The organism is Thermoanaerobacter sp. YS13 (genome assembly GCF_000806225.2).
Taxonomy (GTDB): domain Bacteria; phylum Bacillota; class Thermoanaerobacteria; order Thermoanaerobacterales; family Thermoanaerobacteraceae; genus Thermoanaerobacter; species Thermoanaerobacter uzonensis.
The window spans coordinates 1,120,373-1,145,566 of the sequence record NZ_JOOI01000001.1 but is presented as its reverse complement, the minus strand read 5'-3'; the positions used below and the strand labels follow the sequence as shown (position 1 = coordinate 1,145,566).

Below are 25,194 nucleotides of genomic sequence, written 5' to 3'. Positions count from 1 at the left end.
AATTTTTATGGTAAAAGAAAAACTTAGAGTAGGAATTATAGGTTGTGGAGGAATTGCTTTTGGCAAACACATGCCCTCTTTGGCAAAACTAGACAATGTTGAAATGGTGGCCTTTTGTGACATCATAGAAGAGAGGGCTCAAAAAGCGGCAAAAGAATATGGTACAAAAGACGCGAAAGTATATACGGATTACAAAAAACTTTTTGAAGATAAAACGATAGATGTGGTTCATGTTTGCACTCCCAACAAGTCTCATGCAGACATAACTGTTGATGCTCTTTATGCAGGAAAACATGTAATGTGTGAGAAGCCTATGGCTAAGACTGCTGCAGATGCCAGAAGAATGGTGGAAGCATATAAGAAAACAGGTAAGAAACTCACTATAGGGTATCAAAATCGCTTTAGACCAGATTCACAATATTTACATAAAGTTTGTCAAAATGGTGAACTAGGAGAAATATATTTTGCTAAGGCTCATGCTATACGTCGCCGCGCGGTACCTACATGGGGTGTTTTCTTGAATGAAGAAGAGCAAGGCGGTGGGCCTTTAATCGATATAGGAACACATGCCCTTGATTTGACTTTGTGGATGATGAATAACTATAAGCCTAAAGTTGTAATGGGAAGCGCCTACTATAAATTAGGCAAAAAGGCAAATGCTGCGAATGCTTGGGGACCATGGGACCCTGAAAAGTTCACAGTTGAAGATTCAGCTTTTGGATTTATAGTAATGGAGAATGGAGCTACCATTATATTAGAGTCCAGTTGGGCTTTAAATACTTTAGAAGTTGGCGAGGCTATGACTACTTTGTGTGGAACAGAAGGCGGAGCTGACATGAGAGATGGACTTCGCATAAATGGAGAGAAATTTGGAAGGCTTTATACAACTAAAGTTTCTACTGATGTAGGTGGAGTAGATTTCTATGAAGGTAAATCAGATGACCCGGGATTTTTAGAAGCAAAAGCTTGGATTGATTGCATCATAAACGATACAGAGCCGGTTGTAAAGCCAGAAGAAGCTCTTGTAGTAACTGAGATACTAGAGGCTATTTATACATCTGCGAAAACAGGAGAACCAGTATATTTTAACAGGTAAATGGAGGCTTTTGTATGGAAAAACTTAAATATGCATGTGTTGGTGCAGGGTCAGTTGCTGATTACAAACACTTAAATGGTTATTCAAAAGTAGAAGATGTTGAAATTGTAGCCATATCTGATCCGGATATAGAGGCTGCAAAAAGATTAGCGGAAAAGTACAATATACCTCACGTTTATACAGATTATGAAGAAATGTTTGAAAGAGAAAAACCAGACCTTATAAGCGTGTGTACCCCAAATTATTTACATGCGCCTATTTCTATAAAAGCTATGGAAAAGGGAATTCATGTGCATTGTGAAAAACCTATAACTCTAAATGCAAAAGAAGCTTATGAGGTCATTGAATCAAAAAATAAATACAAAAGGAAATTTATGATAGGATTAAATAATAGGTTTACAAATGAATCTTTCTTTGTAAAAAGATATATAGAGGAAGGGTATATAGGCGAAATATACCATGTAAAGACTGGCTGGAGGAGAAGGAGAGGAATTCCTGGAAAGGGCGGATGGTTTACAAATAAGAAATTGTCTGGAGGAGGCCCTCTAATTGACCTGGGAGTACATTTTTTAGACTTAGTCTTGTATTTCATGGGATACCCAGAGGTGCAATCTGTGTCATCAGCTACTTATTCTAAGTTTTCAAATAGCAACAGTTTAAACAGCTGGAATTATGCAAAAAGCGGGGATGGAATTTACGATGTGGAGGATATGGCAGTAGGCTTCGTAAGGCTTAAAAATAGTGCCACAATTGACTTTGAATTCAGCTGGGCTTCCAACATTGAGGAAGATTACAATTACTATGAAATTTTAGGTGATAAAGGTGGCATATGGTTTAAAAACGGACAGCTTAAAGTATTTTCGGAAATTGTTGATACATTGATTGACATAGTTCCTGACACCAATTATCCAAAATCGCCTTTAAATGAATTTGAACATTTTGTTGACTGTATAAAAAATGACAAAGAGCCTTTGGCTTCTGCTGAAGAAGGGGCAAAACTCATGGAAATAATAGGAGGTGCCTATGAATCAGCTGAAAAAGGTAAGGAAATAGTTTTAGGTTAAAGGGGGAAAAAATTAAAATGAGTATACCTATAGCACTTCAACTTTACACTTTGAGAGAGGAGACACAAAAAGATTTTATAGGTACTCTTGAAAAGGTTTCGGAAATAGGATACGAAGGAGTGGAGTTTGCAGGATATGGCGGTTTAAAAGCATCAGAATTAAGAAAAACGCTTGATAATTTAGGATTAAAAGCTGCTGGTAGTCATGTAGGAATAGAATTACTTAAAAACAATCTTGAGGAAGTGATAGATTATAACCTTGAAATAGGCAATAAATACATCGTCTGTCCGTGGAATGAGTACAAGTCAAGAGAGGATTATATTAAAACAGCAAGGTTGTTTAATAAAATAGGTGAAAAGTGTAGGGAAAAGGGACTTGAGTTTTGTTATCACAACCACAATCACGAATTTGAAATATACGATGGAGAATATGGACTTGATATACTTTACAAAAATACAGATAAAGACCTTGTAAAAGCTGAAATCGATGCGTATTGGGTTACATATGCGGGAGTTGATGCGGTAGAATATCTTAAAAAATTCTCCAATAGACTACCTTTAATTCACTTAAAAGACATGGATAAAGAGGACAGGTCTTTTACTGAAATAGGAAATGGAATTATCAATTTTAAAGAAGTAATAAAAATTGCAAAAGAAAATGGAGTTAAATGGCTAATTGTTGAACAGGATGTGTGTAAAAGACCTCCAATTGAAAGTGTGAAAATTAGTTTTGAAAATTTAAAAAAGATTTTAGAGGAGGAAATGTAGATGTATTTAGGATTTTTAACAGTATGTCTTGGGAATATGCCTCTTAAAGAAAAAGCTAAGTGGGCAAGTGAAAATGGGTTTAAATCACTGGAAATTGCCTGCTGGCCTAAAGACAATACGAGGGATTATTCTGCAAGTGACATAGATGTAGAAAATCTCACACCTGAAGAGGCGGAAGAAATAAAAAAATATTTTAAGGAGTACGGGCTCACAATTTCATCTCTTGCATATTATGACAACAACCTTGACAGAGACCCAGAAAAGAGAAAGTTTATAAACAATCACTTAAAAAAGTGCATTGATGCGGCACAGATGCTTGGGACTGACATGGTGGGGACTTTTGTAGGGAGAAACATTGAAAAGAGCATCAAAGACAATTTTGATGAATTTGGAAGAGTTTTTACTGATATAATAAGCTATGCGGAAGACAAAGGAATAAAAATTATAATCGAAAATTGTCCTATGAAAGGATGGCAGGTACCTGGCCTTCCAGGAACTATATCTTTTACACCAGAGCTTTGGGAGGAGATGTTTAGAAGGATACCTTCTAAAAACTTTGGTTTAAATCTTGACCCTTCGCATCTTGTTTGGCAGTTTATAGACTATATAGATGTGATACCAGAGTTTAAAGATAGAATATTTCATGTACATGCAAAAGACACAGAAGTGTTTGAGGATAAATTTAAGCGATATGGAGTTTTCAACAGACAGCTTTACACAGGAACGCATGGCGAATTTGGATACTGGAGATATAGAATGCCAGGTATGGGAAATGTAGATTGGGGCAAGTTTATAAAGGCGCTAAAAGACAATGGATATAATGGGGTAATAAGCATAGAACATGAAGACCCTCTATATGAAGGCAGTGAAGAAAAAGTAAAAGAAGGGCTTCTTTTAGGATTAAAACACTTAAGCCAATTTGTAAAGTAGAAACAAAAGAGCTCAACCGCTGTGGTTGGGCTTGCTTTTTATTTAGTTTAAAATTTATGGTATAATCAAAAGTAAGAGCAATTGAGGTGGAATAAAATGGTCATATCAAAAATGGTTGAAATACTTGTAGAGATTTGGTGTTTGTTACAAACTTGGCTTCGTTTTTGACAATACCAATATTTTTGGTATTGATTAACATATTTTAACTGGAGGAGTGATACAAATGTTTAAAGTCTTTGTGACAAGAGCTATTCCTGAAGAGGGACTTAATCTTTTGAGAAAGTATTGCGAGGTAGAAGTAAGCCCTTACGACAGAATGCTTACAAAAGAAGAGTTACTTGAAAAAGTACAGGGCAAAAATGCTGTAATCACACAGCTTACAGACAAAGTAGACAAAGAGTTTTTTGAAGCTGCAAAAGATGTGAAAATTGTTGCAAATTATGCTGTAGGATTTGACAATATAGATTTAGAAGAAGCTACAATAAGAGGAGTGTACATAACAAACACTCCAGATGTGTTGACAAACGCTACTGCGGAACTGGCTTGGGCTCTTCTTTTTGCAACTGCAAGAAGAGTGGTAGAATCTGATAAATTTATGAGATCAGGAAAATTCCAAGGTTGGGCGCCAATGCTTTTCTTAGGAAAAGGCGTAACAGGCAAGACATTAGGAATAATAGGTGCAGGTCGCATAGGACAAGCTTTTGCTAAAATGGCAAAAGGCTTCGACATGAAGATTTTGTACACTGCACGAAGTCCTAAAAAAGAGTTTGAAGAAGAGACAGGAGCTCAGTATGTAGACTTGGATACTTTGCTAAAAGAATCTGATTTTGTTTCCATACATGTGCCATTAACTCCTGAAACAAGACATTTGATTGGAGAAAAAGAATTAAAATTGATGAAAAAGTCTGCCATATTGATAAATACAGGAAGAGGTCCTGTTGTAGACGAAAAAGCCCTTGTAAAAGCGTTAAAAAACAAGGACATATATGCAGCAGGCTTAGACGTATACGAAAGAGAGCCCATATTTGAAGAAGAATTAGCACAGCTTGACAATGTCGTAATGCTTCCTCATATAGGAAGTGCAACAGAAGAAGCGCGAAGAGACATGTCAATACTTGTGGCTCAAAACATAATTGATGTAATAGAAGGAAGAGTGCCTCGCACTTTAGTAAATAAAGATATATTGAATAAATAATATTTTAAAGGAATCCTTTTATGGGTTCCTTTTTTCAATTCCATAAATTCCATAAAAGCCAAGAAAAAATTTTTAAAACCAAGAAGGATTTTTTGGATTTGTGTAGAATTAATATAATAAAAGCAATAGAATCCACAAATAAAATGTGTATTTTAAATTATATCCAGTAAAGTTGTTGATTTATTTATTTTATGGTAAAAATAAGAATGACTAATAAGTGTAGGAGAGGATGTAAATGCTTGTTTCAACTAGAAGAGATAAAATTAAAGAAATCATTTTAAAGAAAAAAGCTGTTAAAGTATCCGAACTCTGTGAGATGTTTAATGTTTCTGATGAGACAATAAGAAGAGACTTGGAAGAGTTGGAAAGACAGGGGCTAGTAGAAAGAAACTATGGAGGAGCAGTATTGAAAGAAAATATAATTATACCTCCCCTTGTTAAAAGATTTAAAGAGCATATAGAAGAAAAACAAAAAATAGCAGCAAGGGCTGTGGCAGAAATACAAGAAGGCAATGTCATATTTTTAGATGCCGGTTCTACCACATATCACATAGCCCGTGCCATCAGAAATTTCAAAGGCATAACGGTGGTGACGAATGCATTAAACATTGCTACAGAATTAGCCAACAACCCTGACATCAATCTTTTTATTACTGGTGGCAAATTAAAGCATGATAATCATTCAATGGTAGGGTTTGAAACCTTAAATTGTATAGGTAAATACAACATCGACATATTATTTTTAGGGACAGGTGGAATTTCATTGGAAAAAGGGCTTACCACCTCTGATATTTTTGAAGCGGAAGCGAAAAAAGCCATGATAAAGTCCGCCAGCAGAGTAATTGTTGTAGCTGACAGCAGCAAATTTGGGAAAGTTGCAATGGTATCTTTTGCTACTTTTGAAGAGATTGAGAAAATAATAACTTCTGGAGAGGAAAACAAAGAGATAATAGAGGAATTAAAAAATTATGTGAAGATTGAAGTCGTGTGAAAATAGAAAAGGAGTAGTAAACTGAATTTTAAATAAATACGAACACGAGCACTATGATTTGGTTGCAAAAAACATGAAAATCACTTGAAAGAAATATTTAACATATAAAGAAAGGAAGATAAAAATGAGTGTAAAAATTGCGATTGTCAACTCCAGCAGTTTTGGCAAACATTTTCCTGACCATATTGAGAGGTTAAAAGCATTGGGGGAAGTGGAAAGATTTGAACTTCCTCATGACATGAGGGGAAAGGCTTTAGCAGAAAAATTAATGGGCTATTCTGTGATTATTGCTAGTGTAAAACCTTATTACGACAGAGAATTTTTTGAATACAAAGACAAGACTCTTTTAATAACCCGACATGGCATAGGATATGATGCTATAGACATAAAAAGCGCCACAGAAAAAGGTACTCTTGTCACAAAAGTTGCTGGAATTGTAGAGAGAGAAGCAGTGGCAGAAAATGCAATTGCCCTTCTTTTAGATATAATGAGAAAAGTAAGAGAAGCTTCTTTAAAAGTTAGAGAAGGCAAATGGCAGGAAAGAGCGAGTTTTATGGGGTATGAGATAAAAGATAAAGCTGCAGGAATAATCGGTATTGGGAATATTGGGAGTAGAGTTGCAGAAATATTAAAATACGGATTTGGTGCACAAGTGATAGCCTATGACCCTAATCTTTCAGAAGAGGAGATACAAAAAAGAGGAGCACAGCCTGTTTCTTTAGAAGAACTTTTACGAACTTCTGACATTATTTTATTAAATGCCTCACTCAATGAAAAAAATTATCACATGCTGTCTCATAAAGAATTTTCTATGATGAAGAAAAATGTTTTTATTGTTAACACTGCAAGAGGTGAACTTATAGATACAGAAGCTTTGGTAAAAGCACTGAAAGGAGAAAAAGTTGCAGGAGTAGGATTGGACGTAGTAGAAGGTGAGCCCATTGATGAGAATCACCCCCTTTTAGCCTTTGACAATGTCATAATCACTCCTCACACATCTGCCTACACTTACGAATGCTTAAGAGGTATGGGGGATAAGGTTGTTTCCGATGTAGAAAAAGTCTTAAGAGGAGAAATTCCTGATGGGGTCATAAATAAAGAAGTTTTGGAGGGGGAGTCATGGAGAAAGAATTGATTCTTTCTGTTGACATAGGTACTACAAATCTAAAAGCAGGTGTAGTGGATGAAAAAGGAAATATTTTAAGTTTATATAGAAAAGAAACGCCTATAGAAAGAGACAATGAAGGAAAGGCGGAACATAATCCGGAAGTTCTTTTTGCGGCTTTTGTAGAAGCAGTTAAAGAGGCGGCAAAAGGATTTGAAGATAAAATCTCTTTAATTGTGCCTTCTTCCTACATGTTTGGGCTAATACCTGTAGATGAAAATTTAAATCCACTGATGGGCATGATGACTCTTTTGGACTTAAGGGCAAAAGAAACATTTGAAGAATTTTTAAAGACAATGGATGTAAAAGAAGTTTACAAAAGAACTGGCTATACTCCTACTTTTCATGCTCCTTTATTTAAAATATACTGGCTTAAGAAAAAGAGAAATGAGATATTTAACAAAACTAGGTTTTTCTTAAGCTCCAAAGACTTTATTCTCCTAAAACTTTTAGGGGAGCCTTTTACAGAGCCTAGCATATCTTCTGCAACTGGTTATATGAATGTAAATACTTTAGATTGGGATGATTACGTTCTTGATATATTGGGGATAGATAAAAATAGACTTCCCACAATAGTGCCTTCTGACAAAATTTTAGCTGATTTGCCTGTTGAGACAAAAGGGCTTTTGGGACTTTCAGGAGATGTAAAAGTGCTTACAGGAGTTTACGATGGAGGAGCTGTAGGCATAGGAATTGGAGCCTTTGAAGAAGAAGTTGGTGCAATAAACATAGGGACTACTGGAATGTTTAGAGTAGCTTATCCTGAAGCTATATTTGATAAAGAAGAGTCCATGAGGCTTCAAACTTATTACCTTTCTTCAGGGAAATGGTTTATTGGTGCTGCTATAAACAATGCAGGAATTGTTTTAAAATGGTTGAGAGATAATGTATTTAATATGTCTTATGATGAATTGACAGCGGAAGCTTCAAAAGGAGACTCATCAAATCTCTTTTTCATTCCCTATTTAACCGGAGAAAGAGACAAAGAAATAGGGAACATTGCTTCTGGAGTGTTTTTTGGATTAAAAAACACCCACAATAAAGGCCACATGATAAGAGCCAGTATGGAAGGAGTTGCCTTTTCCCTAAGGATGCTTTATGAGGCTTTAAAGGACAATAATGTAAAAATAAAAGAAATTAGAGCGGGAGGAGGAGGCACAAAATCGCCCCTATGGATGGAGATTTTTGCTTCTACTTTAGGGTTGCCAATTAAGGTGTCTAATGTAGAAGAACCTGCTCTTGTAGGCTCTGCACTTTTAGGCTATTATGCAATGGGAAGGTACAAAACTTTGATTGAGGCCACAAGAGAAATGGTAAAAATAGAAAATACTTATGTGCCTTCTAAAGAAAAAATAGAGTGTTACGAGAAAAAATTTCAATTTTTTAGAGTTTTAACTAAAAATCTCAAAGAACTTTTTGAACTTCACAGCAAATTATAAAAACAGGAGGTAAAGTAAATGAATGAAATAGGTTTAATCGGCTTAGCAGTAATGGGACAAAATTTGGCTTTAAACATTGCTAGAAAGGGCTATAGCGTATCTGTATTTAATAGAACACCTGAAAAAACACAGGAATTCATGCAAAACAAAGTAAAAGATGAGCAAATTAAGCCTTATTATGACACCAAATCTTTTGTAGAGTCTTTAAAGAGGCCTAGAAAAATTATTCTCATGGTTAAAGCAGGAAAACCCGTAGATGATGTAATAGAGGAGCTTTTGCCTTATCTTGACAAGGGAGACCTAATCATTGATGGAGGAAATTCTTATTTTAAAGATACTTCAAGGAGAATTAAAGAACTAGAAGAAAAAGGCATACTCTATTTGGGAATGGGAGTATCAGGAGGAGAATCAGGAGCATTGCACGGTCCTTCATTAATGCCAGGAGGAACGTATGAAGCCTACGAGATGGTCAAAGATGTACTTTTAAAAATCGCTGCTCAAACAGAGTCTGGTCCTTGCTGTACATATGTAGGGAATGATTCAGCAGGACATTTTGTTAAAATGGTCCACAATGGAATAGAATATGCCATAATGCAGGCAATAGCTGAGGTTTATGATGTACTTAGAAAGGTTTTAAAGCTTTCTCCCGAAGAGATAGGAGAGATATTTGAAAAATGGAATAATGGGGAGTTAAACTCTTTCCTAATGGAGATTTCTTATAAAATAATGAAGTACAAAGACAAAGAAACAGGAAAATACCTCGTTGATCTCATATTAGACGAAGCAGAACAAAAAGGCACAGGAAAGTGGACTTCTCAAACTTCTTTGGATTTAGGAATACCAACTCCCTCTTTGAACCTTGCAGTAGAAGCGAGAAGTTTGTCTTTCTTTAAAGAGGAAAGAGTACAATTAGCTAAAAGAGTTACAAAAATATATCCTGAAATTGATATAGATAAAGAAAAAATAATAAAGGATTTAGAAAATGCATTACTTTTTAGTGTTTTTACATCTTTTTCTCAGGGATTATGGCTTATATCTGAAGCTTCAAAGGTTTTTGAGTATAATATTGACCTTTCAGAAGTATTGCGCATTTGGAAAGGTGGCTGCATCATAAGAGCAAAGATTTTAGATTTCTTAAGAGACATTATTAAAGAAAATAAAGAAAATGTAAATCTTCTTAACAGTGAAAAGGCGTTATCTTTCCTAATGGATAAAATTGATTCAATAAAATATATCACTAATTTAGCAAAAGATTTTTACCTTCCAACGCTTGTACTTAATTCTTCATTAGATTATTTTTTGAGCATGATAGAAGAAAACTTGCCTGCTAATCTAATCCAAGCTCAAAGAGATTTCTTCGGTGCTCACACATATAGAAGAATAGACAAAGAGGGAATTTTCCACACTGAATGGGAGGCAAACTAAAACCTAATTGACATTTAGTTAATGTTGAATTAATGGGAGTTTTCTGTTCTCCCATTTTCTTTCAATAAAAATTCAATAAAAAAATTTAAAAATCAAGAAGGATTTTTTGGATTCGTGTAGAATATATATAATAAACACAAGATAATCCACAAAATATGTGAATAAATTGTTGTGATGTTACAAGACAATTCACAGAAAGGAAGAAAGGATATGCTTTTAACTAGGGAGGGTATGAGAGATATTGATAAATGGCAAAAAGCAGGTATAAAACTTCCAAACTATGATGTAGAAAAAGTAGCAGAGAAGACTAAAGAAAATCCTATATGGTTACATTTTGGAGCAGGGAACATTTTTAGAGGCTTCATTTCACTCCTTCAGCAAAATCTTTTAGACAAAGGATTATCAAAAACTGGAATAATTGCTGTAGAATCATATGATTACGAAATAATTGAAAAAATATATGTTCCATATGACAATCTAAGTATGTTAGTAGTTATGAATTTAGATGGCACTCTTGAGATAGAAGTTATAGGTAGTATAAGTGACAAAATAATAGCCGATCTAACTCACAGTGATTGGGAAAGATTAAAGGACGTATTCTCTAATCCGTATTTACAGATAGCAAGTTTCACAATAACTGAAAAAGCCTATAATTTAAAAGATTTTTCAGGTGAGTATATCAAAGATGTTAAAGAAGATATAGAAAATGGGTTAGACAAACCCAAACACATTATTTCAAAAGTAACTTCTTTGCTTTACCAACGATATAAAAAAGGAAAGTATCCTCTTGCGCTTTTGAGTTTAGATAATTTCTCTGGAAATGGAGAGAGACTTTTCAATTCAATAAAAACCATAGCAGAAGAATGGCAAAGAAAAGGTTTTGTTGAAACAGGATTTTTGGATTATCTAACTGATTCTACAAAAGTATCCTTTCCATTGAGTATGATAGATAAAATAGTGCCGAGGCCCTCTGAAGAGGTGAAGAAAAAATTAGAAGACCTCGGCTTAGAGAGAATGGATATAATCAAGACAAGCAAAAATACTATAATTGCACCTTTTGTCAATGCAGAAAAAATACACTACTTAGTAATAGAAGACAAATTCCCTAATGGTAGGCCTCCATTAGAAGAAGCAGGAGTGATTTTTACAGATAAAGAAACAGTAGAAAAAGTAGAAAGAATGAAAGTAACAACTTGTTTAAATCCTCTCCATACTACATTAGCGATTTTCGGTTGTTTACTAAATTATAGTACAATAGCGGATGAAATGAAAGATCCATGTCTTAAGAAACTTGTTGAAAAAGTGGGATATGAAGAAGGGTTACCTGTAGTCATTCATCCAGGTGTTTTAGATCCAAAAGAATTCTTAAGAGAAGTAATTGAAGTAAGATTTCCTAATCCATATATGCCAGATACTCCACAAAGGATTGCAACAGATACATCACAAAAAATGGCAATAAGATTTGGAGAGACGATAAAGTCTTACAAACAAAGAGACGACTTAAATATGACAGATTTAAAATACATTCCACTTGTCATAGCAGGATGGCTAAGATACTTGATGGGGCTGGATGATGAAGGCAAACCAATGACATTAAGTCCGGATCCATTGCTTGAAGATTTAAAATCACATGTTTCAAATATAAAGTTAGGAGATGTAGATTCTGTCCAAGACAATTTAAAACCTATTCTTTCGAATGAAAACATTTTTGGAGTAAATCTTTATGAAGTGGGACTGGGAGGGAAAATAGAAAATTACTTTAAAGAATTAATTACTGGTCCTGGAGCAGTAAAGAATACATTACAAAAGTATCTTAAATGTGAGGAATGAGTGATTATGAAAAACTTTATGGATGAAAACTTTTTACTCACAAATGAAACAGCAGTGAAATTGTATCATCAATATGCAAAAGATATGCCAATTTATGACTTTCATTGTCACTTAAGCCCAAAAGAAATATATGAAAACAAAAAATTTAAAAACATCACTGAAATATGGCTATATGGTGACCACTACAAATGGAGACTTATGAGAGCTAATGGAATAGAGGAAAAATATATTACAGGAAATGCTGATGATTACGATAAATTTATGGCATATGCCAAAACTATTCCTATGGCAATAGGAAATCCAGTTTACCATTGGACTCATCTAGAATTACAAAGATATTTTGGAATATATGACCTTTTAAATGAAAAAACAGCAAAATCTATTTGGGAAAGAGCGAATGAAGTTATAAATCATGATGAATTTAACGTAAGGAACATAATAAAAAAGTCAAATGTTAAAGTCGTAACAACAACAGATGACCCGACAGACTCATTAGAATACCATATTAAGCTAAAAGAACAAAATGAATTTGCTGTAAAAGTTTTACCTGCATTTCGTCCAGACAAAAGCTTAGGAATTGAAAAAGAAGATTTTATTCCATGGCTAAAAAAATTAGAAGAAGTCACGGGAAAAGAAATAAATAATTACGAGGACTTTTTACAAGCACTTGAAAAGAGGATAGAATTTTTCCACACAGTAGGATGCAGAATCTCTGACCATGCTTTAGATTACGTATTTTATCAAAAAGTATCAAAACAAGAAGTAGAGAAAATATTCAAAAAAGCATTAATGAGACAACATTTAACGAAAGAAGAAATAGATAGTTTCAAGACATATACAATGATTTTCTTGGGTAAAAAATATGCTGAGCTAAACTGGGTAATGCAATTACACATTGGAGCGATGAGAAATAACAATACTAAGATGTATAGAAATCTTGGCCCAGATACAGGATATGATTCCATAGGAGATTTTCCGATTGCTTATTCACTTTCAAGGCTTTTAGATTCTCTTGAAATGGAGGATGCTCTGCCCAAGACAATTTTATACACTTTAAATCCAGCCGCTAATTATGTGATTGCTACAATGATAGGGAATTTTCAAGATGGCAGAATAATAGGAAAAATGCAATTTGGTGCTGCATGGTGGTTTAATGACAACAAGGATGGCATGATAGAGCAAATGAAAGCTCTTGCAAACATAGGTTTATTAAGTCGTTTTGTGGGAATGGTGACAGACTCAAGAAGCTTTTTATCCTACGCAAGGCACGAATATTTCAGACGAATTCTTTGCAATTTGCTTGGTGAATGGGTAGAAAATGGAGAGGTACCAAATGATATAGAGCTATTAGGGAAAATAGTTCAAGATATTTCGTTTAATAACGCGAAAGAGTATATAGGGATTTAATAGGGGTAGGGATATTTACTCCAGAATAGATGTAAACGATAGTAAAAATTATGTCATTTAAATTATATAATTTGAAAAATGATGAATTAATGATTATAAGGGAGGTGAAAAAAGAAAAATAAGAGCAGAGGATAAAATGTTATTCTATGATATTCAAATTATATAAAAAGTAAAAAGGAGGAAAATGAGGAAATGTTAAAATCCAGAAAAGTGTTGTATATTATTTTATCAATTTTACTAATTTTTACATTAATTATGGGAGGATGTTCTTCGACAAAATCTGGTTCAAATAGTTCTTCTTCCAATGCTCCATCAGAAACTGCAAAGAAAGTCAAGTTAGATTTTGTATGGTTTACTGACGGTGTAGAAGGGAAAGTAATGAAAGAAATTATAGCTGATTACCAGAAAGAACATCCCAATGTCGAAATTAACTTAATTGAAGTGCCATATGATGATTTAGAAGCAAAGCTAAAAACAATGATTACTGGGGGGAAACCACCAGCATTAGCACGTGTAACGAATCCGGGAGCATTTGCCTCAGCTGCTTTAGAATTGACACCTTATCTGGGTGATAAAGATACATTTATGAGTCAATTTTTGGATGGATTAAAATATTACTGCATAGTCGATAATAGACTTATAGCAGCTCCAATGGAAGTCACTGCTAATGGATTGATATATAACAAAACGTTATTTGATAAAGCAGGAGTAAAAGTACCTCAATCTCCTGATGAAGTTTGGACATGGGATGAATTTGCAGCTGCTATTAAAAAAGTTATGAAAGATGGTGGGGCAAAATATGGTGTAGTATGGGATTTTACACCCCATAGATGGACAACGTTGTTGTACGAATTTGGCGGAAGTATTTTCAATCAAGATGCTACAGATACAAATATTAATAAACCTGAAGCCATAGAAGCACTTAATTACTTTAAGAAATTAGTAGATGAAGATGTAGTTGCAAAAGCAGTTTGGTTAGGTGGTGAAAATCCTAATAATCTATTCAGGTCAGGCACTGCAGCAGCTCACTTGTCTGGTAGTTGGATGATAGCTAATTACAGAGATACAATCAAAAATTTTGAATGGGGAGTCACATATTTACCCAAGGCAAAAATTCGTTCTTCAGTTTTAGGCGCAAAATTCGTTATGGCCTTTAAAAATTCTGGAGTTGAAAAAGAAGCAGGTGAGTTTATAAAATATCTCGCTTCTAAAGAGATAGATGATAAATATGTTAGAGAATCATTGTTCCTGAGTCCAAGAAAGAATCCAGATGTAACATATGATTTTGGTACCGAAATGTTTAAAGTTTTTAGTAATGAATTAGCTGTTTCACCACCAGCAGCATCTTATGATTGGTCAAGGCAGGATATCATTCCTAAATTTACAAGTGATTTAAAAGCAGCTGTAGTAGAAGTACTCCAAGGCAAGAAAACTGCTAAAGAAGCGTTAGATCATGTGGCGCAGCTAGCGAGAGAAGCAATAAAAGAAGCACAGCAAAATAAGTAATACAACAAAATAAGCGGGTAGTGGGAATAATTCAATTTTCATTGCCCGCTTATTTTCACTAAAATATATATCAAAACAAGAGGTGCTGATTATGGGAAAAAGTTATAGATTATATAAAATAAAAAGAAAAATAGTTCCATATTTATTTCTTACTCCTAATTTGCTTATTTTTGGCATTTTTGTAATAATTCCTGCATTATATGGAGTGATTTATTCTTTTACGAATTTTGACGGATTATCAAAAATGAATTTTATAGGTTTAAAGAACTATATAAATATTTTGCATGACCATCTTTTTTGGCAATCGTTTCTAAGAACCACAATATATGCCATAGTTGTTGTTCCGTTAATATACATTGGTGCTCTAGGAACAGCATTATTGTTAACACAAAAAATTGCTTTTAGAGGAATATTTAGGGCCATAATTTACTGGCCTACAATGGTGTCTTTTATTGTAGTTGGTCTTATTTGGAAATGGATATTTGGCGATAGTTTTGGAGTATTAAATTATCTAATCGAATTAATGGGATATAAACCAATTCCTTGGCTATCGAATGGTTTCAATGCTAACATGACGGTAGTAATTGCGAGCTTATGGTCTAGAATAGGGTTTTATATGGTTATTTTTATTGCAGCTTTAGAAAGTATACCTGCTACTTATTATGAAGCAGCTGAGATAGATGGGGCATCGAGTGTGCAAAGATTTTTTAAAATTACACTACCTTTATTAAAACCTACAAGTTTATTAATAATTATATTATCTTTAATAGATGCTTTTAAAGCTTTTCCTTTGATTTTAGCTTTAACAGGTGGTGGGCCGGGTAGAGATACGACTTATGTTGTACAACATATATATGAGTTTGCTTTTACAAAGACGAAGATGGGATATGCTAGTGCAATGTCTATAATATTGTTCTTTGTTATAGCAATATTAACGTGGTTGCAGTTTAAAGCCGCTCGAGGAGGAGAAATATCATGAAATACAAAAAAAATTTAAAAAAATTATTAGTATACTTACTTTTGATAATAATAAGTGGGTTATTTCTAATTCCCGTTTTATGGATAGTATTGTCATCTTTAAAAACTCCTACAGATTTATATAAATGGCCACCATCATTATTTCCAAAGGAAATAACGTTTGTTAATTTTGAAACAGCTTTTAAAAAAGGAAATTTTGGAGTTTATTTTTATAACACTACTGTTGTAACAATTTTATCTACAATTATTACATTAATAATTAATACAATGGCAGGCTATGCTTTAGCAAAGTATAAATTTTATGGAAGTAATCTAATTTTGATAGGATTTTTATCTACATTAATGATACCTTTGGAGATAATTATGATACCAATTTTTATAGTAATAAGAACTTTGGGATTATATAATAGTCTGTGGGGAATTATAATTCCACCTGCAGCTACTCCAACGGGTGTATTTTTAATTAGACAATATTTATTAGGAGTTCCAGATGAATTATTAGAAGCAGCTAGAATTGATGGGGCTTCTGAATGGAGATTATTTTGGAATATAATAGTTCCAATAGCAAAACCAGTAATATCGGTATTGGCTATTTTCTCTTTCATGTGGAGATGGAATGATTTTTTGTGGCCATTAATAGTGATTAGTGATCCGCAAAAATATACGATTCAACTTGCAATTTCCAATTTTATAGGAGAATTTAACGTTGATTGGCCGAGTTTAATTGCTATGTCAGTAATTTCTATGATACCAGTTCTTATAGTATTTTTAATTTTCCAGAAACAATTAGTAAAAGGTATTGTGACCAGTGGATTAAAAGAATAGATTTAGAAGGTGATTTAACTTATGAATACATGTAAAGAAGGGAAAATTATAAGCGAAAAATTATGGTTTGAGCCGGTAAATTACGATATTTCGAACAGAAAAATTACTGCGCAATTTGATGGAAATGGAAATATCAATTATTATAGTATAGTAGGGTTATGGGATATTTTCGTACCTAGTAGTTGGTATAATGGTTGGGCGATTGATGGAGAAAGATTACCTATTACCCATAAAAAAAATGTACTATCTGTCGGCAATTATCAAGAAATTATTTATGAAATATATAAAGATATAGAAATTACTGTTAAAGAATTTTGTGGAATTGATAATGAAATCTATATAATATACCATATAAAAAATAAAGGTAAGATTCCTGCTATTTTTAATCTCCATTTTGGTGCAGAAATAGATTTAGTATCATTTTATAAATTTTCTTTTTTACAAGATAAGAAATTTTTTAATAAGATAAAGATTTTACTAAAAAATATCAATTTCGCAGGGAAAAATAAATTACCTATAACAATGAAGCAAGAAGATGAGTTATTTACTATTGAGTATGCTAATGGTTTTAACTTGATGTTAGGGAGTTCTTACCTTCCACGAAATGTTCGAAGAGAGGATATAAAATTTGGGTTAGTATATCAATTGGAGATTGAAAAACAAAGTAATGTTTCTATTCCTTTTGTAATAGATTTTGGGGAAAAATTAAAAAAAGATGAATGGTGCTTAAAATTGAAAAATTGGGAAAAAGCTTTGCAAGAAACCGAAGAATACGTTAATTGGTTAGTGTCTCGTTTTAAAAGTGAGAATGATTATTTGAATAGTTTATATACTTCTTGCATAAATACTTCTTTATCGACTTATAAAGAATCAAAAAATATTATAAGGGGGTTTATTGCTGGAGTTAATTATCAAAATCCTCCACGAACTTATTATAGGGATGGATATTGGACAATTCAATCTATTCTACCTTATAAACCTAAATTGGTAAAAGAAGAAATATTGTCTTTGGCTTATGGGATTGATAATTTAGGAAAAGCACCAAGTGCAGTCATACTTTTGGATGGAACTGCATTCTGGGAAAATCATGCAGATTCTCCTTTATATTTTGTCATGATGATATATGATTATTTAGCGTGGACAAATGATAATGATTTTCTATATAGGAAAGTAAAAAATGAGCCACTTATAGCTTTAATCGAACGAATTATAAGTAATTATGATATAGATTTAAAGACTTTGGATTTGAAAACTTATAATAGAAATGACTGGGTTGATAATATTTATAGAAGGGGATTTGTCGCTTATGATTTACTTTTGTATATTAAAGCGGTTATGAATTACGCAGAAATTCTTGAATATATAGGTCAGAACGATAAAGCAATGGTATGGTATAACAAAGCGGAGTTGTTAAAAGAAAGGTTAATTGGCGTTATTGAAAAGTATGGATTTATTAATTACAAAAATCAAGAAATGAGCGAAAAAAATTTTTCTATAGAATGGAATCTAGCAGTTATTTTTGATTTATTATCTGAGGAATACCAATATCAAATAATATCTAAGAGTGAACAATTATTAGAAACTAAAAACAATAAGGAGCAACCTTTTGGTGATTGGGGTATTATGGTTTGTTATCCTTTATATACTAATATTGTAGACCTAGTAGAAAAAAGTATAGATCCGTTTCGATATCATAACGGCAGTGATTGGCCTTATTGGGATGGAATATATGCTTGGGGTAAGTTAAAATTGGGTAAGGGTAATTGGGAATATCCACTCTTAAAATGGTTTAAGTATTCTCTTGAGCAGGATTGGCTGACTCCGGTTGAATATTATAGTCCTGTATTTCCCAAAGGTTCTAATTTGCAAGGTTGGAGTTCTACTTCTGCTGCTGCTATTTTACAAGGAGGATTGGGGATGAGCCCCTCCTTAACAAAGAAGATTAAGCTGAAAGTACCGCCTTGGGGTGATTGTGAATTTAGGGGAATACAGTATAGAGGTAAAATAATGGATATAATTGTAGAAAATAATGCTATAAAAATTTATTGTGATGGAAAAGAATGTAGCAATGATTTTAAGGAGGTTTTATTGTGATTATATTAAACAACAGATTTAATTTAGTTAAAGAAGAAAATAGTACTTTTTTCTTTAAACTTGTTGATGAGGAAGTATATATTTATGTTTTTGTATTAGAAGAAAATATAATGCGAATATTGATTCAAGAAAAAGAACTAAATATAAAGAACACTTGGTGGATTGCTCCTGGAATGAATGATATACCATTGTCAGGAAGAAATAAATTTGATTTATCACCTTTTTCTTTACCTAAATATAATTGGAAAATAGAAGAAGAAGAATTTTTGGTTTATACTTCTCGCTTAATGCTTAAAGTAAACCTCAATGGTTTTTATTGCAAATGGTTTATCAAAAAAGATAACAAATGGTGCTTGGTAGCATCTGATAGAAAAACACAAAATTATAATTTTTTAGAATCATTAGGGGAAGGTCTCTATCATTATTTAGAGATAATAGGAAATGAATCTTATTATGGGTTAGGAGAGAAAAGCGGAGAAATTGATAGAAAGGGAAAACGCTTTAGAATGTTAAATATAGATGCTTTAGGATATGATGCAGAAAAAACAGACCCTTTATATAAACATATACCATTTTATATCACTCGAAATCATGATTATGGTATTAGTTTTGGCATATTTTATGACGTTATGTCAGCATCTGTGTTTGACTTTGGGCTAGAACGAGACGGTTATCATGGCTGTCAATATCGCTATTTTGCAGCAGAATCAGGAGATTTAGATTATTATTTTATTGCGGGACCTTCTATACAAGAAGTAGTTACTTCATTTACTTGGTTAACAGGTAAACCATTATTTCCTCCCAAATGGAGTATAGGATATTCAGGTTCTTCTATGTCCTACACAGAATCACAAGATGCTGAAAGTAAATTATTAGAATTCATAGATAAATGCAAAAAAAAATGATATTATTTGTCGTTCTTTTCATCTTTCATCAGGTTATACTACTAAAAATGGCAAAAGATATGTTTTTAACTGGGATAAAAGTAAAATTCCTTCTCCTCAAAAATTAATAGAGTATTATCATAAAAAAGGTGTGCGAATAGTGGCTAATATTAAACCATTTTTACTGTTAGGACATCCCAGCTATAAAGAACTAAAAGATAAAAGTATGTTTGTAATACATAGAGAAGGAGAAAAGCCTGAATTAGCGCAGTTATGGGATGATATTGGTTCTTATTTAGATTTTACAAATATTAATACTTATAAGTGGTGGAAAGAAAAAATAAAAAATACATTGTTAGATTATGGAATTGATGGAACTTGGAATGATAATAATGAATTTGAAGTGTGGGATTCTAAAGCTATAGTAAATGGATATGGAGAGCAGGTTGAGTTTGGAAAGATAAGAGCTTTGATGCCACTTTTAATGATAAAAGCATCTTTTGAGGCCCAAAAAGAATATGACGCTTCAAAAAGGTGTTTTTTTGGTTTCGCGTTCAGGGTGTCCTGGAATGCAGCGCTATTGCCAAACATGGAGTGGTGATAACTATACTGATTGGAAGACACTTAAGTACAATCACTATATAGGTATAGGATTAACTTTGTCCGGGGTATACAATTTTGGACATGATGTGGGAGGCTTTTTTGGACCAGCTCCTACTCCCGAACTATTTTTGAGATGGATTCAATATGGCATATTTTTACCTAGATTTACTATACATTCTTGGAATACCGATGGAACTGTCAATGAACCATGGATGTATCCAGAAATTATAGATGAAGTTAGAGAACTTATTAATTTTAGAGAAAAGTTGGTGCCTTATTTTTATCAATTGTTTTATGAAGCACATGAATTCTACAAACCAATAATTAGGCCTGTATTTTATGAATTTGAATATGATGAAAAAACTTTTTTATTAAATATTGATGACTTGATGTTAGGGCCTAACATTTTGGTTTGTCCTGTATATGAAGAAAATACACATGAGAGAGAAGTTTATTTACCACTCTACAATGATGGCTGGATGGAATTTAGGACGCAAAAGATGTATGAAGGAGGACAAGTAGTGTTAGTTGAGACGCCTTTGTCTTTTCCTACCTTTTTTATTCGTGGTGGTTCAGTTATTCCATTTAATGATGGTAAATTGGAATTTGGAAAAGAGAACATAGAAGAAAGAGCATTTTGGATAGTTCCACACAGAGAGGAGGGAATAACATCTGTAAGCTTTTTTGAAGATGATGGAATAAGCGAAGAATATTTAAATGGAGAGTATGCATTTGTTGACGTGGAACTGATATCTTCTACAAAAGAAATAGTCATTAAAATCGATATAAGAGGTAAATATATTTTAAAATATAAAACTATCAAATTTTATTTACCTCGATATGAAAAACGAAAGGCAAGTGTTTATTATAAAAATGTACAAGTTTATTCCGGTGATGAAAAACAAATAGTATTTAGCTTGTAAAATTCATGTATACCACAGATAGGAGGGATATAAAAGATGAATATGAGAGCTTTTCTTAATTTGCCACATATCCTTGAAGTAAAATCCATTTTGTGTGTTCAACCACATCCGGATGATAATGAAATTGGAGCAGGTGGACTTTTATCGATTTTGAATGATAAAGGGGCAAAGATAGTTTTTGCTACTGTTACTGATGGCAGAAGAGGATTATCTGGTAGAGATATTTCTCATGAAGAAATTATAAAAATCCGTCATAAAGAAAAAGAAGAAGCTGGACGCATACTTGGTGTTTCGAAATATATCGATTTATTATTTGAAGACGGAGGAGATTATTCTATAAGTGAGCTAACAGAAAATCTAGTGAAAATTTTTAGGTCAATACGCCCAGAATTAGTTTTAACTGTAGATCCATGGACACCCTACGAAGCTCATCCCGACCATCAAAAAACAGGAAAAGCAGTAGCGGCAGCGATGTTAGTTGCTAGGAATTTGTCATTACCTCATTTAGGAGAATCGGTAACAATTGAACAGATAGCGTTTTATTCTACCCCTTATCCTAATACTTATATAGATATTACAAATTATTGGGAAAGGAAAATAGAGGCTATAAGAGCGCATAAGAGTCAATTCGAAAATCATAACTGGCCTCTAATATATCAACTTTTTTATGAACAATCAAAGAAATGGTATAAAGAAGGCATAGAAAAAGGCTATTTTGAAGCAAAGGATAAAAATATAGAAGTTCAAGAAAGATTGGCAGAAACGTATAAAGTATTGTCTATATGGGAGTTACATATGTTTCCTGATGCGGTTTTCAGCTAGAAAAGATAGAAGTTTACGTGCATAATTAAAATAATGTCTAAATTAAGTATGGAAAGTGTTGAAAAATAGGCAGTTAATCGAAATAGTAAAAATCTATATTTAAAAATGGATTTTATTTTCAAATAAAAGTGCAGAGAAGCTATTTTCTGCACTTTTAAAATATATTTTTCAAATTAATTTTTAAGTCATCGAATATCACCGATTTTAATACCTCATCTTTTGAAAAAATAATTGGTTAATCGTATATGCTATTTACCACCTTTATAAAAATATCTAGAAAACTTTTTATAAACTAGAAGGAATTTTTAAATATATGTCGAATATAAATAAAAAAGAGGTTAATTAAAATAATAAACAAACTCTCTTAAATGTTTTTCATTGCATGTGAATGTCATGTTTTAATAAATCTGCTGTTTTAACAAAGCAATTGTATGCTGTGAATTTCTTTTTTATTACAGACTTAATTAAAAAATATAATAAAGTCAGCGGAGGATATATTATGGATTCCAGAGAGGTAGCATTACACATCGAGCGGCTTATAAAGTTTGCACTTAAAAAAGGCTTGATAGAGGAATTAGATGTGATTCCAAGCCGCAATGCACTTATGGATTTATTTAAAATAGAAAAACCTTATAAAGGGGAGGTCTCTGAGGAGGAATTAGGCAGCCCTTCTCCTATTTTAAACAAATTGTTGGACTATGCGGTACAGATAGGACTTATTGAGGATACTGTTACCCATAGAGATTTAATGGATGCAAGAATTATGGGGCTTTTAATGCCAAGAGAATCAGAAGTTGTAAAAAAGTTTAATACCATTGCCTCTGAAAAGGGGATTAAAAAAGCCACAGAGTATTTTTACAAATTATCTCAAGCCTCCAATTACATCAGGATGGATAGAACTTCACAAAATTTATATTGGCGTACTCCCACAGAATACGGTTCTTTAGAAATCACTATAAATCTTTCTAAGCCAGAAAAAGATCCAAAAGAAATTGAGGCGGCAAAGAAAATTCCTCAGTCAGGATATCCAAAGTGCCTTTTGTGCATTGAAAATGTAGGTTTTGCGGGAAATTTAAATCATCCAGCAAGGCAAAACTTAAGAATAATCCCGGTAAAAGTTGCGGGAGAGCAATGGTATTTCCAGTATTCACCTTATGTATATTACAATGAGCACTGCATTTTGCTCCATGAATCCCATATTCCAATGAAAATATCAGAAAAAACTTTTGTGAGGCTTTTTGATTTTATTGAGCAATTCCCCCATTATTTTATGGGCTCCAATGCAGATTTGCCAATTGTGGGAGGCTCGATTTTATCCCATGAACATTTTCAAGGGGGAAGGCACGTTTTTCCAATGGAAGAGGCTCCTGTAGATGAATACTTTATACATCCTCAATATCCTAACATTAAAGCAGGAATAGTCAAATGGCCTATGTCTGCAATTCGCCTTTCAAGTAAATACAAGGATAAACTAATAGAGCTTTCTTCACATATATTGAATACCTGGAAGGACTATAGTGATGAATCCTGTGACATATTGGCATATACTAAAAAGAATGGGGAACTCATTCCTCACAATACGATTACACCAATTGCGAGGATTAATAAACAGGGGAAATTTGAAATTGACCTTGTCCTTCGGAATAACAGGACAACAGATGAATACCCCTATGGAATTTTCCATCCTCATGAGGAACTTCACCATATAAAAAAAGAAAACATTGGACTTATAGAAGTTATGGGATTAGCAGTTTTGCCAGGAAGGCTTAAATTTGAGCTGGAGGAAATTATTAAGTTTTTAATAGGGGAAGAAAAATTTAGCCCAGACTTGTATGGTGAAAGCAGTCCTTTATACAAACATATTCCATGGATTGAAGAATTGGTTTTAAAATATGGTACTAACTGCACTAGGGAAGAAGCTGAAAGCTATATAAAACAGGAGGTTGGAAATAAATTTTTGAAGGTTCTTTTAGATGCAGGAGTGTTTAAAAGAGATGAAAAAGGGAAAAAAGCCTTTGAAAGATTTATAAAAACAGTAGGCTTTGAAAAAATAGATATGAAAGGAGACCTTAAATGGAAACGGCTGTAATTGAAGCACTTGAAAAATTCTACGGTAAAAATGATGTTGAAATAAGGCTTTTCTATTCTCCGGGACGAGTAAATCTAATAGGAGAGCATACAGATTACAATGGAGGCTATGTATTTCCTTGTGCCCTTGACTTTGGAACATATGCTGCGATTAGAAAAAGAAATGACAAAAAAGTTTTCATGGCTTCTTTAAATTTCGATTTAAAGGTGGAAGTAGACCTTGATGCACTCAATTTTGATAAAAGCCATGATTGGGCCAACTACCCGAAAGGGGTTTTAAAAGTGCTACAGGATGAGGGGTATGACTTTTCTGGATTTGAAATTGTGTTTGAAGGTAACATTCCAAATGGCGCTGGACTTTCCTCATCTGCTTCAATAGAGCTGGTTACTGCTGTTGCAGTTGATGAAGTTTTCAATTTAAATATTGACAGAATAAAATTGGTGAAATTGTGTCAAAAGGCAGAAAATACTTTTGTTGGGGTAAATTGTGGCATAATGGACCAATTTGCTGTTGGAATGGGTAAAAAAGACCATGCAATTTTATTAAAAAGCGATACATTAGAGTATTCATACGTGCCTTTGAAGTTAGAAGGTTATAAAATTTTGATAACAAATACAAATAAAAGGAGAGGGCTCTTGGATTCAAAATACAATGAAAGAAGAAGTGAATGTGAAAAAGCCCTTTCATACCTTCAAAAGGCTTTGCCTGTAAAAAATCTATCTGAAATTACAATTGAACAATTTGAAGAATACAAAGATTTGATACCTGACGAAGTGCTTAGAAAAAGGGCAAAGCATGTTATAACTGAAAATAAAAGAGTTTTAGATGCAGTAAAAGCACTTAATGATAAAGACTTAATCCGATTTGGAGAATTAATGATTGAATCTCACAATTCTTTAAAAGATGATTATGAAGTTACAGGGAAAGAACTGGACACTTTGGTAGAAGAAGCGTTAAAATTAAAGGGAGTAATAGGTTCCCGTATGACTGGAGCAGGCTTTGGTGGCTGCACTGTAAGCATTGTAAAAGAAGATGCAGTAGAGGAATTTATAAAAGTGGTTACTCACAATTACACTCAAAAAATAGGCTACAGGCCAACAGTCTATATAACGGGAATAGGTGAAGGAGCAGGAGAAATTAAATACTTAAGGAGGTAAAAAT

21 protein-coding genes are annotated in these 25,194 nt (G+C 33.1%); all 21 read left to right on the top strand.

Going from position 1 to position 25,194, the window contains the following annotated elements; all coding sequences use genetic code 11:
- Positions 1–7 precede the first annotated feature (7 nt).
- The 21 genes from THYS13_RS05820 to THYS13_RS05730 all read left to right on the top strand — a co-directional run bounded on the left by THYS13_RS05820 (position 8) and on the right by THYS13_RS05730 (position 25,190).
- Positions 8–1,096 carry a Gfo/Idh/MocA family protein gene (locus tag THYS13_RS05820; RefSeq protein ID WP_042833562.1) on the top strand — a complete coding sequence of 363 codons (1,089 nt, stop codon included), beginning with the start codon at positions 8–10 and terminating at the stop codon, positions 1,094–1,096.
- Between the two features lie 14 nt (positions 1,097–1,110).
- Positions 1,111–2,160, top strand: a complete 1,050-nt coding sequence (locus THYS13_RS05815; protein WP_042833561.1) for a Gfo/Idh/MocA family protein — start codon at positions 1,111–1,113, stop codon at positions 2,158–2,160.
- Positions 2,161–2,177: 17 nt separating this feature from the next.
- Entirely contained in the window at positions 2,178–2,927 is a 750-nt protein-coding gene (locus THYS13_RS05810) for a sugar phosphate isomerase/epimerase (protein ID WP_042833560.1), read from the top strand.
- Positions 2,928–3,857, top strand: coding sequence for a sugar phosphate isomerase/epimerase (locus THYS13_RS05805; protein WP_042833559.1), 930 nt, complete (start codon positions 2,928–2,930; stop codon positions 3,855–3,857).
- Between the two features lie 223 nt (positions 3,858–4,080).
- Complete coding sequence (gene gyaR / locus THYS13_RS05800; protein WP_042833558.1) at positions 4,081–5,052, top strand: glyoxylate reductase; 972 nt, start codon at positions 4,081–4,083, stop codon at positions 5,050–5,052.
- 235 nt (positions 5,053–5,287) lie between these two features.
- A complete protein-coding gene (locus tag THYS13_RS05795; RefSeq protein ID WP_042833557.1) occupies positions 5,288–6,043 on the top strand; it encodes a DeoR/GlpR family DNA-binding transcription regulator in 756 nt (251 codons plus the stop codon).
- A gap of 124 nt (positions 6,044–6,167) precedes the next feature.
- Complete coding sequence (locus THYS13_RS05790) at positions 6,168–7,178, top strand: D-isomer specific 2-hydroxyacid dehydrogenase family protein (protein WP_042833555.1); 1,011 nt, start codon at positions 6,168–6,170, stop codon at positions 7,176–7,178.
- Positions 7,163–8,647 carry a gluconokinase gene (locus THYS13_RS05785; RefSeq protein ID WP_042833554.1) on the top strand — a complete coding sequence of 495 codons (1,485 nt, stop codon included), beginning with the start codon at positions 7,163–7,165 and terminating at the stop codon, positions 8,645–8,647. The genes THYS13_RS05790 and THYS13_RS05785 overlap by 16 nt, the downstream gene beginning before the upstream one ends.
- 18 nt (positions 8,648–8,665) lie before the next feature.
- Entirely contained in the window at positions 8,666–10,072 is a 1,407-nt protein-coding gene (gndA, locus tag THYS13_RS05780; RefSeq protein WP_042833553.1) for an NADP-dependent phosphogluconate dehydrogenase, read from the top strand.
- 210 nt (positions 10,073–10,282) lie between these two features.
- Positions 10,283–11,902: a mannitol dehydrogenase family protein gene (locus THYS13_RS05775; protein ID WP_042833552.1), complete on the top strand. Its 1,620-nt coding sequence runs from the start codon at positions 10,283–10,285 to the stop codon at positions 11,900–11,902.
- Between the two features lie 6 nt (positions 11,903–11,908).
- Positions 11,909–13,309, top strand: a complete 1,401-nt coding sequence (gene uxaC, locus THYS13_RS05770; RefSeq protein WP_042833973.1) for a glucuronate isomerase — start codon at positions 11,909–11,911, stop codon at positions 13,307–13,309.
- Between the two features lie 192 nt (positions 13,310–13,501).
- Positions 13,502–14,815, top strand: coding sequence for a sugar ABC transporter substrate-binding protein (locus tag THYS13_RS05765; RefSeq protein WP_042833551.1), 1,314 nt, complete (start codon positions 13,502–13,504; stop codon positions 14,813–14,815).
- Between the two features lie 91 nt (positions 14,816–14,906).
- Entirely contained in the window at positions 14,907–15,794 is an 888-nt protein-coding gene (locus THYS13_RS05760; protein WP_042833550.1) for a carbohydrate ABC transporter permease, read from the top strand.
- Positions 15,791–16,618, top strand: coding sequence for a carbohydrate ABC transporter permease (locus THYS13_RS05755; RefSeq protein WP_042833549.1), 828 nt, complete (start codon positions 15,791–15,793; stop codon positions 16,616–16,618). The genes THYS13_RS05760 and THYS13_RS05755 overlap by 4 nt, the downstream gene beginning before the upstream one ends.
- A 21-nt stretch (positions 16,619–16,639) precedes the next feature.
- A complete protein-coding gene (locus THYS13_RS05750) occupies positions 16,640–18,712 on the top strand; it encodes an amylo-alpha-1,6-glucosidase (protein ID WP_042833548.1) in 2,073 nt (690 codons plus the stop codon).
- On the top strand, positions 18,709–19,617 hold the full coding sequence (locus tag THYS13_RS14600) for a TIM-barrel domain-containing protein (protein WP_235603246.1): 909 nt from the start codon (positions 18,709–18,711) through the stop codon (positions 19,615–19,617). The genes THYS13_RS05750 and THYS13_RS14600 overlap by 4 nt, the downstream gene beginning before the upstream one ends.
- Positions 19,598–20,197: a TIM-barrel domain-containing protein gene (locus THYS13_RS14595; RefSeq protein ID WP_369819212.1), complete on the top strand. Its 600-nt coding sequence runs from the start codon at positions 19,598–19,600 to the stop codon at positions 20,195–20,197. The genes THYS13_RS14600 and THYS13_RS14595 overlap by 20 nt, the downstream gene beginning before the upstream one ends.
- Positions 20,166–21,122 (top strand): TIM-barrel domain-containing protein, encoded by a 957-nt coding sequence (locus THYS13_RS14590; protein WP_235603245.1) that lies wholly within the window; start codon positions 20,166–20,168, stop codon positions 21,120–21,122. Before THYS13_RS14595 ends, THYS13_RS14590 begins: the two co-directional genes overlap by 32 nt.
- Positions 21,123–21,158: 36 nt before the next feature.
- Positions 21,159–21,944 (top strand): PIG-L deacetylase family protein, encoded by a 786-nt coding sequence (locus THYS13_RS05740; RefSeq protein WP_042833547.1) that lies wholly within the window; start codon positions 21,159–21,161, stop codon positions 21,942–21,944.
- 499 nt (positions 21,945–22,443) lie between these two features.
- Positions 22,444–24,033 carry a UDP-glucose--hexose-1-phosphate uridylyltransferase gene (locus THYS13_RS05735; RefSeq protein WP_042833546.1) on the top strand — a complete coding sequence of 530 codons (1,590 nt, stop codon included), beginning with the start codon at positions 22,444–22,446 and terminating at the stop codon, positions 24,031–24,033.
- The gene (locus THYS13_RS05730; protein WP_042833545.1) at positions 24,018–25,190 is read left to right on the top strand and encodes a galactokinase; all 1,173 of its coding nucleotides are present in this window, start codon (positions 24,018–24,020) and stop codon (positions 25,188–25,190) included. Before THYS13_RS05735 ends, THYS13_RS05730 begins: the two co-directional genes overlap by 16 nt.
- Positions 25,191–25,194 lie beyond the last annotated feature (4 nt).

Bases quoted from the DNA above. Each gene is read 5' to 3' on its own strand.
- THYS13_RS05740 (WP_042833547.1), top strand. From the start codon at position 21,159: ATGAATATGAGAGCTTTTCTTAATTTGCCACATATCCTTGAAGTAAAA.
- THYS13_RS05735 (WP_042833546.1), top strand. From the start codon at position 22,444: ATGGATTCCAGAGAGGTAGCATTACACATCGAGCGGCTTATAAAGTTT.
- THYS13_RS05810 (WP_042833560.1), top strand. From the start codon at position 2,178: ATGAGTATACCTATAGCACTTCAACTTTACACTTTGAGAGAGGAGACA.
- THYS13_RS05730 (WP_042833545.1), top strand. From the start codon at position 24,018: ATGGAAACGGCTGTAATTGAAGCACTTGAAAAATTCTACGGTAAAAAT.
- gyaR (WP_042833558.1), top strand. From the start codon at position 4,081: ATGTTTAAAGTCTTTGTGACAAGAGCTATTCCTGAAGAGGGACTTAAT.
- THYS13_RS05785 (WP_042833554.1), top strand. From the start codon at position 7,163: ATGGAGAAAGAATTGATTCTTTCTGTTGACATAGGTACTACAAATCTA.
- THYS13_RS05765 (WP_042833551.1), top strand. From the start codon at position 13,502: ATGTTAAAATCCAGAAAAGTGTTGTATATTATTTTATCAATTTTACTA.
- THYS13_RS05805 (WP_042833559.1), top strand. From the start codon at position 2,928: ATGTATTTAGGATTTTTAACAGTATGTCTTGGGAATATGCCTCTTAAA.
- THYS13_RS05795 (WP_042833557.1), top strand. From the start codon at position 5,288: ATGCTTGTTTCAACTAGAAGAGATAAAATTAAAGAAATCATTTTAAAG.
- THYS13_RS05775 (WP_042833552.1), top strand. From the start codon at position 10,283: ATGCTTTTAACTAGGGAGGGTATGAGAGATATTGATAAATGGCAAAAA.
- THYS13_RS14590 (WP_235603245.1), top strand. From the start codon at position 20,166: ATGCAGCGCTATTGCCAAACATGGAGTGGTGATAACTATACTGATTGG.
- THYS13_RS05815 (WP_042833561.1), top strand. From the start codon at position 1,111: ATGGAAAAACTTAAATATGCATGTGTTGGTGCAGGGTCAGTTGCTGAT.
- THYS13_RS05820 (WP_042833562.1), top strand. From the start codon at position 8: ATGGTAAAAGAAAAACTTAGAGTAGGAATTATAGGTTGTGGAGGAATT.
- THYS13_RS05760 (WP_042833550.1), top strand. From the start codon at position 14,907: ATGGGAAAAAGTTATAGATTATATAAAATAAAAAGAAAAATAGTTCCA.
- uxaC (WP_042833973.1), top strand. From the start codon at position 11,909: ATGAAAAACTTTATGGATGAAAACTTTTTACTCACAAATGAAACAGCA.
- THYS13_RS05790 (WP_042833555.1), top strand. From the start codon at position 6,168: ATGAGTGTAAAAATTGCGATTGTCAACTCCAGCAGTTTTGGCAAACAT.
- THYS13_RS05750 (WP_042833548.1), top strand. From the start codon at position 16,640: ATGAATACATGTAAAGAAGGGAAAATTATAAGCGAAAAATTATGGTTT.
- gndA (WP_042833553.1), top strand. From the start codon at position 8,666: ATGAATGAAATAGGTTTAATCGGCTTAGCAGTAATGGGACAAAATTTG.
- THYS13_RS05755 (WP_042833549.1), top strand. From the start codon at position 15,791: ATGAAATACAAAAAAAATTTAAAAAAATTATTAGTATACTTACTTTTG.